14 protein-coding genes and 1 tRNA gene are annotated in these 12,143 nt (G+C 68.2%); 9 read left to right on the forward strand and 6 right to left on the reverse strand.

Annotated elements, in window-relative coordinates; genetic code table 11:
- Window positions 1-56 precede the first annotated feature (56 nt).
- The 7 genes from O2K97_RS05890 to O2K97_RS05920 all read left to right on the forward strand — a co-directional run bounded on the left by O2K97_RS05890 (window position 57) and on the right by O2K97_RS05920 (window position 5,493).
- Entirely contained in the window at window positions 57-731 is a 675-nt protein-coding gene (locus O2K97_RS05890; protein WP_269220825.1) for a flagellar basal body-associated FliL family protein, read from the forward strand.
- 2 nt (window positions 732-733) lie between these two features.
- A complete protein-coding gene (gene fliM, locus O2K97_RS05895; RefSeq protein ID WP_017504455.1) occupies window positions 734-1,777 on the forward strand; it encodes a flagellar motor switch protein FliM in 1,044 nt (347 codons plus the stop codon).
- The gene (locus O2K97_RS05900) at window positions 1,777-2,358 is read left to right on the forward strand and encodes a DUF6468 domain-containing protein (protein ID WP_055754138.1); all 582 of its coding nucleotides are present in this window, start codon (window positions 1,777-1,779) and stop codon (window positions 2,356-2,358) included. The genes fliM and O2K97_RS05900 overlap by 1 nt, the downstream gene beginning before the upstream one ends.
- Before the next feature lie 17 nt (window positions 2,359-2,375).
- Window positions 2,376-3,296 (forward strand): MotE family protein, encoded by a 921-nt coding sequence (locus O2K97_RS05905; RefSeq protein WP_269220826.1) that lies wholly within the window; start codon window positions 2,376-2,378, stop codon window positions 3,294-3,296.
- 323 nt (window positions 3,297-3,619) lie between these two features.
- Window positions 3,620-3,859 carry a DUF3297 family protein gene (locus O2K97_RS05910; protein ID WP_045810378.1) on the forward strand — a complete coding sequence of 80 codons (240 nt, stop codon included), beginning with the start codon at window positions 3,620-3,622 and terminating at the stop codon, window positions 3,857-3,859.
- Window positions 3,860-3,902: 43 nt separating this feature from the next.
- Complete coding sequence (locus O2K97_RS05915; protein ID WP_269220827.1) at window positions 3,903-5,348, forward strand: M20/M25/M40 family metallo-hydrolase; 1,446 nt, start codon at window positions 3,903-3,905, stop codon at window positions 5,346-5,348.
- A 58-nt stretch (window positions 5,349-5,406) separates the two neighbouring features.
- A tRNA-Leu gene (locus tag O2K97_RS05920) sits at window positions 5,407-5,493 on the forward strand.
- Between the two features lie 33 nt (window positions 5,494-5,526).
- On the opposite strand, the gene O2K97_RS05925 is transcribed toward O2K97_RS05920, so the two are convergent.
- The 6 genes from O2K97_RS05925 to O2K97_RS05950 form a co-directional block, all read right to left on the reverse strand.
- The gene (locus O2K97_RS05925) at window positions 5,527-6,156 is read right to left on the reverse strand and encodes a methyltransferase family protein (RefSeq protein WP_269220828.1); all 630 of its coding nucleotides are present in this window, start codon (window positions 6,154-6,156) and stop codon (window positions 5,527-5,529) included.
- 11 nt (window positions 6,157-6,167) lie between these two features.
- Window positions 6,168-6,815 carry a tetratricopeptide repeat protein gene (locus tag O2K97_RS05930; RefSeq protein WP_269220829.1) on the reverse strand — a complete coding sequence of 216 codons (648 nt, stop codon included), beginning with the start codon at window positions 6,813-6,815 and terminating at the stop codon, window positions 6,168-6,170.
- 25 nt (window positions 6,816-6,840) lie between these two features.
- The gene (locus O2K97_RS05935) at window positions 6,841-7,593 is read right to left on the reverse strand and encodes an SDR family NAD(P)-dependent oxidoreductase (RefSeq protein ID WP_269220830.1); all 753 of its coding nucleotides are present in this window, start codon (window positions 7,591-7,593) and stop codon (window positions 6,841-6,843) included.
- Entirely contained in the window at window positions 7,583-8,119 is a 537-nt protein-coding gene (locus O2K97_RS05940) for a TenA family transcriptional regulator (protein ID WP_419466090.1), read from the reverse strand. Before O2K97_RS05940 ends, O2K97_RS05935 begins: the two co-directional genes overlap by 11 nt.
- A 150-nt stretch (window positions 8,120-8,269) precedes the next feature.
- Window positions 8,270-9,694, reverse strand: a complete 1,425-nt coding sequence (locus O2K97_RS05945) for an AMP-binding protein (RefSeq protein ID WP_269220831.1) — start codon at window positions 9,692-9,694, stop codon at window positions 8,270-8,272.
- On the reverse strand, window positions 9,691-10,377 hold the full coding sequence (locus O2K97_RS05950; RefSeq protein ID WP_269220832.1) for a thermostable hemolysin: 687 nt from the start codon (window positions 10,375-10,377) through the stop codon (window positions 9,691-9,693). The genes O2K97_RS05945 and O2K97_RS05950 overlap by 4 nt, the downstream gene beginning before the upstream one ends.
- A gap of 121 nt (window positions 10,378-10,498) precedes the next feature.
- On the opposite strand from O2K97_RS05950, the gene O2K97_RS05955 reads away from it, so the two are divergent.
- On the forward strand, window positions 10,499-11,062 hold the full coding sequence (locus O2K97_RS05955) for an RNA polymerase sigma factor (RefSeq protein WP_269220833.1): 564 nt from the start codon (window positions 10,499-10,501) through the stop codon (window positions 11,060-11,062).
- 85 nt (window positions 11,063-11,147) lie between these two features.
- The gene (locus O2K97_RS05960; RefSeq protein ID WP_269220834.1) at window positions 11,148-12,119 is read left to right on the forward strand and encodes a FecR family protein; all 972 of its coding nucleotides are present in this window, start codon (window positions 11,148-11,150) and stop codon (window positions 12,117-12,119) included.
- Window positions 12,120-12,143 lie beyond the last annotated feature (24 nt).

A 12,143-nucleotide genomic window follows, 5' to 3' on the forward strand; every position in this document is an offset into this window, starting at 1 on the left:
GTCGCGTTAACCAAACCGGACGATCCTCGCCATGAGAGAGTCTCCGGGGCGCGCGCATGTTCAAGTTCGGCAAGAAGAAGGGTGCGCCTGCGGCCGACGCCGACGCCAATCTGCCGGCTGTGACCGAAGGTGAAGCCGCCGAGGGCGACGCCGCCGCGCCCAAGAAAAAGAAGATCCCGCTGCTGTTCATCATCGCGCCGGTCGCCCTGTTGGTGCTGGGCGGTGGGGGCGCGGCCGCCTTCTTCATGCTGAAGCCCAAGCCTGCAGAAGCGCATGGCGCCGAGGCCGAAGCCGGCCACGGAGAAGACAAGGCCGACAAGAAGGCCGAGGGCAAGGAAGAGAAGAAGGAAGGCGGCGGTCACGGCGGCGGCGGCAAGGAGGGCGAGGCCGATCCTGCGCTGGGCGTCATCGCCGCGGGGCCGGATGGCGTCACCTTCTACACCCTGCCCGACATGGTCATGAACATTCAGTCGCCCGACGGCCGTCCGACCTTCCTGAAGCTGAAGCTGACCCTGGAGATGCAGGACGCCGAGGTGGCGACCCATCTGCAGGAAGAGATGCCGCGTTTGCAGGACATGTTCACCGGCTTCGTGCGCGAACTGCGCCCTGAGGACCTCAGCGGCTCTGCCGGCACCTATCAGCTGCGCGCGGAGATCCTGCGCCGCGTCAATCTGATCGCCGCTCCGGGCAAGGTCGACGCCGTGCTGATCGAAGAAATGCTGGTGCAATAGGCATGACCGACGCGGCGCAACTCGATCCGTTCGGCGGTCTGGGCGATCCCGGAGACGCCCTGTCCGAACGCGTCCTGAACCAGGATGAGATCGACAGTCTGCTGGGCTTCGACCTGGGCGACGACGACGGTTCAGAACGCTCGGGTATCCGGGCCATCATCAACTCCGCGCTCGTCAGCTACGAGCGTCTGCCGATGCTGGAGATCGTGTTCGACCGCCTGGTGCGGTTGATGACGACCAGCCTTCGCAACTTCACCTCCGACAACGTCGAAGTCAGCCTGGACAATATTTCGTCGATCCGGTTCGGCGACTATCTGAACTCAATCCCGCTGCCGGCCATCCTGGCGGTGTTTCGCGCCGAGGAGCTGGACAACTACGGCCTGCTGACGGTCGATTCCAACCTGATCTATTCGATCGTCGATGTGCTGCTGGGCGGTCGTCGCGGCACGGCGGCGCTGCGCATCGAAGGCCGGCCCTACACGACCATCGAGCGGGTGCTGGTGCAGCGGATGGTGGAGGTTGTGCTGAACGACGCCCGCCAGGCGTTCGAGCCGCTGACCCCGGTCCACTTCAACCTGGACCGGCTGGAGACCAACCCGCGCTTCGCCGCCATCGCGCGGCCCGCCAACGCCGCCATCCTGATCAAGCTGCGGATCGACATGGAGGATCGCGGCGGTCGTATCGAACTGCTGCTGCCCTATGCGACGCTGGAGCCGATCCGCAAGATGCTGCTGCAGCAGTTCATGGGCGAGAAGTTCGGCCGCGACAACATTTGGGAAGGCCACTTGGCCACCGAGATCTGGACGACCGAAACCGAAGTCCGCGCGGTCCTGGACGAACAGCAAATGCCTCTGTCCAGCGTGCTGAACCTCAAGGTCGGCGACACGATGATGCTGAACGCCACGCCGGATTCCGAGGTTTCGATCCGCGCCGGCTCCATTCCGCTGACCACAGGCCGCATGGGTCGCAAGGGCCAGCACATCGCCATACGCGTCGAAGGACCGGTCAATCCGGAAGTCGCCGCCCGCCTGGGAGTGAACGTCTGATGGCCGGAATGATCATGGACGGCGTGCTGATGGTGCTGCTGATCGCGGCGGTCGGCTACGGCATCAAGCTGGAACGCAAGCTGGCCGCCCTGCGCGCCGGACAGCTGGCCTTCGCCCAGGCCGTCACCGAACTGAATGCCGCCGCTGGCCGCGCCGAAAACGCGCTGGCCACCCTTCGCGCCTCGGGCCAGGAAACGGACCTGCTTCACGACCGGATCATCAAGGCGCGTGAGGTCAAGGCCCAGCTGGAAACCCTTATTGCCCGCGCGCCGGCCGTGGCGCCGGCGCGGATCGTCGAGGAAGAGGCCGTCCGCCGCGCGCCCCCGGTCGCCCTCGCTCCGACCCTGGCCGCGACCGAAGACGAGGAGCGGGCCGAGCGCATGGCGGCCCTTGCTCAACGCATCCAGGGACTGGCCGGTCCCTCTTCGAACCGTCGCAATGAAGCGGCTGCGCCCGCCGGGCGCGACAATGTCGCCGCGATCGTTCAGGCCCTGACCGCCGGACGCTCCGCTAACCATTCCGCCAAACAAAGCCTCAACGCCGCGCGTCGTAATCTCGACGACGACCTGTTCGCCGCCTGAGTTCGGAACCCCATTTCATGGCCCGCCTTCCCCGCATCCTGCCCCTGATCGCCATCGCCATCGGCGGGGTCGTCGCCGTGCGCGCCGTCGGCGTCGCGCCTGGCCTTTTCGACGGGGCCAAGGCCTGGGCCGAGGAGGCGGTTCCCGCTGCGGCCGGCGCGCCGCCCAAGCCAGCTTTGCCCGGCACCTGTTCCGCCTTGTCTCCCGAACAACTGGCCCAGCAGGCGGGGATTTCGCCGGCCGAGCTGAAGATCATCCAGTCGTTGTCGCAGCGTCGCGCGGCGCTGGACGCGCGTGATCAGGACTTCGCCACCACCCTGCCGCTGATGGTCGCCGCCGAGCAGAAGCTGGACGCCAAGGTCAAGGCGCTGGAAGCCTTGAAGGCCGAGATGAAGCAGATGCTCGGCCAGGTCGACGAGCGCGAGAAGGCCGAGATCGACCGTCTGGTTCAGGTCTATTCCGCCATGCGCCCCAAGGAGGCCGCTCCGGTCATGGCCGCGCTGGAGGACCGTGTGCGCCTGCCGGTCGCCGCCGCCATGCGTCCGCGCACCCTGGCCGCCATCATGGCCCAGATGAGCGCGCCGCAGGCCAAGGAGCTGACCGAAAAGCTGGCCGCCCGCTTCCAAGCTCAACAGATGGCCGCCCGCGCCGCCGCCGCCGAAGCCACGCCCCCTCCGGCCGCGGCGCCTGCCGCTGCAGCGCCTGCCGCGACGACCCCGCCCGCGACACCGACGGCTCAGCCCGCCGCCGCCCCGACGACCCGTCCGACGCCGCGCCCGGCCGCCAACCGTCCCGCTGCGCGACCGGCGGCTCGCCCGGCCGCGACCCCGGCGCGTCGTCCCGCCGCCGCGCCTGCGACTGCTCCCGCTGCGACCGGCCCGCAGGCCTATCAGCCGTCAGCCGCCCCCAACGCCCAGCCCCGGCAAACTGTGCAGTAACGTTAAGTGTCATCTCTGGGAGGACGTTTTGTCTCGACAGTGAAAATACTTTGACCAATGATCTTCGAACGCTCCGTCAGAGAGCGATGACATCGAGGATCCGCGCCATGATCGGCGAACTGCTTTACGTCGCGCACTGCTTGCGCCGAACGCTCATACTCGCCGTTCCGGCGGTCGGAACCGTGATGATGGCCGCCGTCGCCCAACACTATCACCTGCTGCCCTAAAGGTCTTCGAGCCCGGTTTGGCCCGGTTTCGGATTGGCAGGGCGCGCCAGCGCGTCTATCACCGCGCCTTCCCGAGATCTGAGCCCGACCAACGCCATGTCCGACACGCCCCCCGATCGTCTTTCGGTCGACCCGTCCAGCCCGCATCACGACGCCGAGGTCCTGCAACGCGGCGTCGGCATTCGCTTCAAGGGCGAAGAGAAGACCAATGTCGAGGAATATTGCGTGTCCGAAGGCTGGGTGCGTCTGGCGCTCGGCAACCGCGTGGATCGCAAGGGCAAGGCCCTGACCGTGAAACTGCAGGGTCCGGTCGAACCCTATTTCCAGAACGACTGAACCTACCTAGGGTCCGGCTCTCATCTGAATCCGGAGCCTGCCTATGTCCATCCGTCTGCTGACCGCCAGCGCCGTCGCCCTGGGTCTTGTCGCGTTTATCCCGGCGGCCAAGGCTCAGGATGCGGCGACGGTGCAGCAGGCGATCGTGGTGCGCGACGCCGCGATGCGTTCGAACATCGCCATGGACTATGTCACCCAGCTGACGACGCGGTTCGGCGCGCGCCCGGCGGGTTCACGTTCCGAACAGCAGGCCGCGGCCTGGGCCGCCGACTATCTGCGCGCCAACGGCTTCCAGAACGTCCGGATTGAAGAGTTCCCGCTGGTCGGCTGGGAGCGGGGCGAAAGCTCGGCCGCCATCGTCGGTGACAACGCCCAGGCCCTGGTCGCCGCCGCCCTGGGCCACTCGCCGGCCACGCCGAGGGGCGGCGTCGAGGCGGAGATCGTGCGCTTCTCCACCTTCGAAGACCTGCAGGCCGCGCCCGAGGCCGCCGTCCGCGGCAAGATCGTCTATGTCGATCTGGGCCAAATGGACCCGATGCAGGACGGCTCGGGCTATGGTCCCCAGACCCGCGTGCGCGGCGCCGGCCCCGGCGTGGCGGCGGCCAAGGGCGCGGCGGCCTTCGTCATGCGCTCGGTCGGCTCTGACGAGGACCGGATGCCTCACACCGGCACGACCCGCTATGTCGACGGAAAGCCGACCATTCCCGCCTTCGCCCTGGCCGCGCCCGACGCCGATCAGGTCAGTCGCTTAGTCGCCCTCGGTCAGCCGGTGCGCATGCGCCTGACCTCGACCGCCCGCACCTATCGCACCACCAGCCAGAACGTGATCGGCGATCTGCCGGGCGCCACGCGCCCCGACGAGATCATCGTCCTGGGGTCGCACATGGACAGCTGGGACCTGGGCACCGGCGCCATCGACGACGGGGCGGGGGGCGCCATCACCATCGCCGCCGCCAAGGCCATCGCCGACAGCGGCCGCCGCCCGGCCCGCACCCTACGCGTCATCTTCTACGGTTCGGAAGAAGTGGCCCAGCCGACCGCCCAGACCGGCAACGGCGGCGGCGTCTACGCGCGCGGCCAGGGCGCGGCGCTGGACAAGCACATCATCGCCGGCGAGAGCGATTTCGGCGCCGACCGCGTCTATGCCCTGCGCCTGCCCGCCGGCGCGCAAGGCTCGGACTTCCAGAAGGCCGCGACCCGCGTCCTCTATCCGATCGGCGTCCTGGCCTCCGATCGCGTCGAGACCGAAGGCGGCGTCGATGTCGGACCAATGGGCCCGCTGGGCGTGCCCTTCTTCGGCCTGGCCCAGGACGGAACCCGCTATTTCGACCTGCACCACACCGCCAACGACACGCTGGACAAGATCGATCCGGCGCAACTAAACCAGAACGTCGCCGCCTGGGCGGGCCTTCTGTGGCTGATCGCCGATTCCGACGTGGACTTCCGGGCGATGAAGCCCGCGACCACGCCAGCGACCCCGACACGCTGACGACTTGGAGACCCGGCCCGGTTCCGTCTATAGGAGCCGAACCGGGCCAGACCGGGCTGCGGGCGTGGCGAAACTGGTAGACGCAGCAGACTTAAAATCTGCCGGACGAAAGTCCTTGCCGGTTCAAGCCCGGCCGCCCGCACCATTCAAGATGCATCAGATCCAATCGAAGCGCCGATCAGAACAGGCTGATCGGAAAGCCGATCAACCCCGACGATTGCAGGTGCTCGATGCCTTCCATCACGGGGATGGCGGCAAGGAAGACCAGGCCGTCGCGCAGGGTGCGGACGAAGAAGGCGGGACGGATGGTTAGTTCGTCAGCGTCACGCCAGCGAGCGGGCTTGGGCAGGAAGCGCGGCGTGCGGGCGCAGTAGGCGGCATAGGGCGCGCCGAAATGTTCGGCCAGCCAGGCCTCTTCGCGACCGACCGTGCGCAGGAAGACCAGGAAGGTCGCCACGGCGAAGATCGCGCCGATGGTCACGCTGCCGGTCTGGGCGCCGACGCCGAAGGCGCCGATGAAGCTGAAGACATACAGCGGGTTGCGCGTGATCGAATAGGGGCCGCGATCGACGATCTCGGCCTTCTTGCGTCCGCCGATATAGAGCGAGCACCAGGCGCGGCCGACGATGGCGATGATGATCGCGCCCAGGCCCAGGGCCTCGACGCCCTCATGCCATTCGCCGTCGAAGGCGGCGACCGAGCGGACGCCGGCGGTCAGGGCGATGAGGGCCAGCAGAACAAGACCGGCGAACCATTTGCGACGGCGTTGAACGACGTCGAGAGAAAGGGCGGGGGGAACAGGGCTCATGGCGGGTCTGTTCAGTGATGCTGCTGGGCACGGACGAGCAGGGCGCGGGCCTCGGCCTTGCGACCGCGGTCGGCGACGGCGCGACCGGGACGGGCGGGGGCGTCGATAGCCTTCTGTAGATAGCGGGCGGCGCCGTGCCAGTCGTGTTCACGCACCAGCAGATCGCCCATGAAGAAGTTGGCGTCGACGTCGTTGGGCGCCATGGCGAGACCACGCTGGAGGTAGTCTCGGGCGCGCTGGCGGTTGCCGAAACCGATCGGGGCGCCCGGCACCTGGGCGTAGAGCGAACCGAGGCTGACATAGACCGAGCCGTTCAGCGCGCGCGGATTGATCCGCTCGGCCTGTTCCAGTTCGGTGCGCGCCTCACGCACGAGGCCCAGGGCGCCGATGCCGCCCTTCAATCCCGCTTCCGAAGCGGTGATGATGGCGTCCCAGACCAGAGGTTCGGCGCGGTTGGGGCATTGGGCCACGACGGCGTCGGCCTGGGTGTTCAGCCGCGCCATTTCCGCCATTCGAACGCCTTGCGGGACCTCGAAATTCACATGGTCCCACGACTGCTGGAGACCGCGCGCACGGTCATCGCAGGCATCGGCATGGGCGACGGAGGCGACCGTCAGGGGGGCGGCCATCAGGGCCAGGGCGAACAGGGCGGTCTTCATGGCGTGTCTCTCCTTTTTCTGTGATTCAGCCAGCGAACAGGGCGCGGGCCTTCAGGTCGTTGGATTTCAGGGCCCCGTCGATCAGGCTGGGCGCCAAGGCGTTGAGGCGGACGAACAGGCTTTCGGGGAAGCCGAGGTAGACGTCGCGCCGATCTGAGCGGATGGCGGCGACGATGCGGTTGGCGATCGGGTCCGGATCGTCGACAGCCATGCCGGTCAGGCGCGCATATTCGTCGACCTTGGCGGAGTTGAACGGCGTAGCCACTGCGCGGGGCGCGACATAGGTGATGCCGATGCCCGTGCCGGCCAGTTCGCGGCGCAGCGATTGGCTGAGCGCCCGCATCCCGGCCTTGGCGCTGGAATAGCTGGCGAAGTGGGCGAAGTTGATCGAGCCGAAAATGGAGCCGACGTTGGCGATCTGGCCGTGCTTGCGCGCCTTCATGCCGGGCAGGACGGCCTGGGCCAGACGCGCCGGCGCGACCAGATTGACCATATAGGTCGCCAGCAGATGCTCGGGCGTCTGCTGCTCCAGCGGGCCGAAATGCTGGATGCCAGCGATATTGATCAGAATGTCCCAGGCGCGGACGCGGGCCTGTTCGGCGACGCTGTCGAGGCCCTGCGGGGTCGATAGATCGCCCACCAGGGTGTGATGGCCCGCCACCGGCGCGCGAGCGACGATCGTAACCCGACCGCCCTCGCGCTCGATCCGCTCGACCACGCGACGCCCCAAGGCGCCGGAGCCGCCGGTGACCAAGATGTTGCGATCCTCAAACTGCATCGACCGTCTCCCGCGCTGCGATGTGGGGGATGGAGGCGAAGACCCCGCCGAACAGGCCGAACATCACCTTGGCCATGTGGACGATGGCGGCGCGGTCGTCGGCGTCCGACACCCCGTCCAGCAGTTGCTTGAGGAACAGGATATGATCCTGATCCAGAGCCCCATGAGAGATCAGATAGGTGAAGGCGGCGGGCGGCAGGCCGAGGCTCTGTTGCACGGCCTCCGCCCCGACGCTGGCCAGCTGGATGCTGGTGCCTTCCAGCACATAGACCATGCCGAAGAAGGCCATCGGATTGATGCGCTGGATGGTGTCATAGGCATAGGCCACCATCAGTTCGGTCGCGATGTTCGGGCCGTTATCCACGGTCTGATCGGGGTCGCCGCCGGCGGCGCGGATGTCGTTCAGAATCCACTGCTCGTGGCCGGTTTCCTCGGCGATATAGTCGTCGAGCGCGGCCTTGAAGACGGCGTGATCATCGTCCAGCCGCGCCCGAGCGGCCTGCATCAACGGCACGGTGTGGCGCACGTGGTGATAGGCCTGGGCCAGATAGGCGACGTAGGTGTCGCGGCTGATGCGGCCGGCCAGACCGTCCCTGATCTGGGGGATGGCGGCGAAGGCGGCCCGCTCGGTTGCGGTCGCGGCGACCAGGGTTTCAAAAAAACGACATGCGAACTCTCAGGCGGCTTGCGAGGGGGAGGGGGCGTAGGTGCGCAGCAGGGTCTCGCGACGCGGACGACCGTTGGCCGTGACCTGACCGGCGGCGGGATCGAAGGGCGGCACCAGACGCCAGTCGCCGATGCGGGCGTAATCGGGCAGGCGGGCGTTGGCGCGCGCGACGGCGGCTTCGACCTGGGCCGGTTCGGCGTTGGGCGTCGCCACGATCAGGGCCGACAACGCCGCCTGCGCCTCGCCCATCGCCATGGCCTGAAGGATCTGGGGCTCGGCCAGAAGCTCGCTCTCGACCCATTCAGGCGCGACGTTGCGCCCGAAGGCGGTGATCAGGGTGTTGGCCTTGCGACCTTCGATGCTGAGCCGTCCATCGGCGTCGAAGCGGCCGATGTCGCCTGTGTGCAGACGCTCCGGCGCGGGCGCCTGGCCGACATAGCCGAGGAAGGGATGGGGCGAGACCAGGACTTCGCCGTCGTCGGCCAGATGGACCGCAAGGTGAGGCAGGGGGCGGCCGACCGTGCCGGGGCGGGCGTCGTCCGGACTGTTGAGCGCCACGACCGAGGCGCACTCGCTGAGGCCATAGCCCTCGACCACGGGCAAGCCCGCGTTGGCGGCGGCCTCCAGCAGGGCAGGGGAAACGCGGGCGCCGCCGACCGCGATCATCTCCAAGCGATGATCCAGCCGCATCGCGCTCTGGGCGGCGATTAGGCCGCGCAGCAGTTCCGGAACCAGGATCAAGGTCGTGGCGCCGGTCTGGACGACGGTGGTCAGCAGGCGCGCAAAGTCGGGGCGGAAAGCCTCGCCCATGCCGGCTTCGGTCAGGCCGGCGGCATGATAGCGGCCGCCGGCCAGAAGCGTCGCATAGAGGCCGGCGACATTCTCCAGCAGCACGGCCAAGGGCAGCACGGGCAGATGCAGCCCGGCGCGATCGCGGCCCAGGACCTGGACCAGAGAGGCGGCGACCGCCTCCATCTGATCCTGCGACAGGCATACGCCTTTGGGCGCGCCGGTCGAGCCGGAGGTGTAGGTGATCTTGGCCGTGCCGGGATGCAGCTCGCGCACCGCCAGCCCTGTCGGCGTCAACCGGATGGGCGCGCCGCCCACCATCAGCTCGCCCGGCCCGCCCGGCTTGATCAGCAGCCCCGCGCCGGCGTCGGCCAAGGCATGATCGCGTTGAGCGGCCGTGAAGAAGGGCGGGATCGGTACGCTTGGTCGCTGAGCGAGGATCAACGCCAGATCGACGACGACCCAGGCCGGCCCGTTGTCGAGCAGCACCCCGACCGGAGAGGGGTCGTCGGCCAGGACGGCCGCCAGTTGCCCGACCTGCGCCAGCATTTCGGCCGCGCTCAGCGAACCCTCGGCCCACTGGATCACCACATCATCAGGCGTGGTGCGGGCGCGACGCGACAGGGCGTTCAGAACGGCGCTCATGAGCGATCCTCATAGTGCAGGCGGGTGCGGACGGCCCGTCCGACCGGCGCCGTTTCGGAGAAGTGATCCAGCGGCGCGGTCGCCGCGTCGATCGAGCCGGCCAGCACCACCGGATCGGTCTGATAGTAGGCGCCCGAGCTACCGCCGCCGTCGTCGAGGCGGCGCGGATCGGCGCGGGCGAGTTGAAGCGCGCCCAGACCGGCCTTGTGGAAGATGCGGCGCAGTTCGTCGGTCGCGGTGGCGACGGCGAATCTCAGACCTTCGGACTGCAGATGATGGGCCATGGCGGCGAACAGGAAGACGGTGGCGCCCTGTCCGCTGGAGGCCAGGCTGCCGATTTCGACCACCTGCTCGCGGTCGATGACGGCGCCGATGGCCTGGCTCAGCACCGTTTCGACGGACCCGTCCAGATACTGCTCGAGATACAGAGGCGCCTCGGCGGCGTGCCGGAAGCCGACGGCGGCGTAGATGACGCCCGCCTCGTCCTGAACGCTCATCAGGGTCGGGAAATGGGCCTGGATCTGGCCGCCATAGGCCTCGGTATAGGCCGCCTCGATGAACTGCTCCACGCGGCGACGTTCGCCTCGGCAGGGGTCGTCGAACCGGATGACGCGCGACGACAGCGTGCGGCGCGCGCGCGCGCGAACCGGATCGGCGTCTTCGGGCAGGCGGACTGGAAACATGCGGGCCTCGGGCCAGGGGGACTTCGGGCCAGAGACGACGCGGTGCGGCGACCCCCACAAAAAATCTTTCGCGGTCGCAATCGCGGTTGCCGCAGAGGGCGCAGCAACCCACGATGGGGTGGTGAACGCCTCTTCCGGTCCCCCTCAGCACGACCCGAGCCGACCGGCGCGGCAAGCCTTGGCGGACGCGTGGCTGGACAGCCGCCCGGCCCTGGTGCGCTTTCTGACGGCGCGCACGGGATCATCGGCTGCGGCCGAAGATCTGGCGCAGGATGTCTGGGTGCGGCTGCAGTCGATGACCGAAGAGGCCGCCGCCGAGGTCCGCCACCCGCAAGCCTTCCTTTATCGGATCGCCGCCAATCTGGCCCTGGATGCTTCCAAGGCGCAGCGTCGCGCCGGCGCGCGCGATCTCGAATGGCGACGCGCTTCCGCTATCGACGATGCGGCCGAAGTCCAGGATGCGCCGTCGGCCGAGGACGCCGTCTGGGCCAAGCTGAAATTGGAAAAGGTGGTCGCCGCGATCGACCGGATGCCGCCCAAGGCCGCCGAGGCCTTCCGCCTGCATAAGATGGCCGGGCTCAACCAGGCCGAGGTCGCCGAACGGATGGGGGTCTCGCGCAGCGCGGTCGAAAAATACGTTTCCGCCTCGCTGAAGGAACTGCTGCTGCGGGTCGGTTGGCCATGACGACCGGATTTCGCCATTCTTCATTGAGGATGCGGCGCGACCGCGTCGTCTCTCCACCAAAGCCCGCTCGGGCCCGGACCGGATCATGACCCAGGACGACGTCATCAAGGACGAGGAGATCGCCACCCAGGCCGCCGCCTGGGTCGTGCGTCTGCGCGCCGATGACGTAGCGATCGCGGACATCGACGCGGCGACGGCCTGGCTTGATCAAGACCCGGCCCATCGGCGCGCCTTCGACGAGGCCGAGGGGCTGTGGACCGCTTCATACGACCTGGCCAACGCTCAGCCGACGCCAGTCATCGACCTGTCGGCGCACCGCGAGCGGCGCAAGGGCCTGGGGCGGCGATGGATGGTGGCGGTCCCGGCGATGGCTGCAGCCCTCGCCGCGGCGATCTTCCTGGGTCCGATGCTGCAAACCGCGCCGACCGTGGTGTACAGCACCGCGCCCGGCGAAACGCGGACGGTGACCCTGGACGACGGATCGCGGCTTCAGATCAACGGCGGCTCGACCCTGTCGGTGAAGATGGAGCGGGGACGGCGTCTGGTGCATATGGATCAGGCCGAGGCGACCTTCGACGTCGCGCATGACGCCGGTCGGCCCTTCCTGATCGACGTCGGCGAAAGCCAGGTGCGTGTGGTCGGCACGGCCTTCAACATACGCCGATCCGCCGATGACACCCAGGTTGCGGTGCTGCGCGGCGTGGTCGAGGTCAGCGACCTGAACCAGCCCGCGCGGCGGGTGCGTCTGACGGTCGGTCAGTCGGTCCAGCGCGACGACGCCGACGACCGGATGACCGTGGCCCCTGTCGATGTCCGCATCGCCGCCGCCTGGACCCAGGGGCGACGGGCCTATGACGATCGGCCGCTGCGCGAGATCGCCGCCGACCTCAGCCGCGCCTTCGCCACGCCGGTTTCTGTGGCGCCGAACGCGGCGAACCTGCGCTTCTCCGGCACGCTGGTGCTTGATGACGAAGCGGCTGTGATCGGCCGGCTGGAACGGTTCCTACCGATCAAGGCCACTCGCGGCCAGCAAGGGGTTCGTCTAGAACGGCGCTGAACCTGCTTCGGACGTCGCCTTTTG

This window comes from Brevundimonas vesicularis (assembly GCF_027105095.1).
Taxonomy (GTDB): domain Bacteria; phylum Pseudomonadota; class Alphaproteobacteria; order Caulobacterales; family Caulobacteraceae; genus Brevundimonas; species Brevundimonas vesicularis_E.

Bases quoted from the DNA above. Each gene is read 5' to 3' on its own strand.
- O2K97_RS05890 (WP_269220825.1), top strand. From the start codon at position 57: ATGTTCAAGTTCGGCAAGAAGAAGGGTGCGCCTGCGGCCGACGCCGAC.
- fliM (WP_017504455.1), top strand. From the start codon at position 734: ATGACCGACGCGGCGCAACTCGATCCGTTCGGCGGTCTGGGCGATCCC.
- O2K97_RS05900 (WP_055754138.1), top strand. From the start codon at position 1,777: ATGGCCGGAATGATCATGGACGGCGTGCTGATGGTGCTGCTGATCGCG.
- O2K97_RS05905 (WP_269220826.1), top strand. From the start codon at position 2,376: ATGGCCCGCCTTCCCCGCATCCTGCCCCTGATCGCCATCGCCATCGGC.
- O2K97_RS05910 (WP_045810378.1), top strand. From the start codon at position 3,620: ATGTCCGACACGCCCCCCGATCGTCTTTCGGTCGACCCGTCCAGCCCG.
- O2K97_RS05915 (WP_269220827.1), top strand. From the start codon at position 3,903: ATGTCCATCCGTCTGCTGACCGCCAGCGCCGTCGCCCTGGGTCTTGTC.
- O2K97_RS05925 (WP_269220828.1), bottom strand. From the start codon at position 6,156: ATGAGCCCTGTTCCCCCCGCCCTTTCTCTCGACGTCGTTCAACGCCGT.
- O2K97_RS05930 (WP_269220829.1), bottom strand. From the start codon at position 6,815: ATGAAGACCGCCCTGTTCGCCCTGGCCCTGATGGCCGCCCCCCTGACG.
- O2K97_RS05935 (WP_269220830.1), bottom strand. From the start codon at position 7,593: ATGCAGTTTGAGGATCGCAACATCTTGGTCACCGGCGGCTCCGGCGCC.
- O2K97_RS05945 (WP_269220831.1), bottom strand. From the start codon at position 9,694: ATGAGCGCCGTTCTGAACGCCCTGTCGCGTCGCGCCCGCACCACGCCT.
- O2K97_RS05950 (WP_269220832.1), bottom strand. From the start codon at position 10,377: ATGTTTCCAGTCCGCCTGCCCGAAGACGCCGATCCGGTTCGCGCGCGC.
- O2K97_RS05960 (WP_269220834.1), top strand. From the start codon at position 11,148: ATGACCCAGGACGACGTCATCAAGGACGAGGAGATCGCCACCCAGGCC.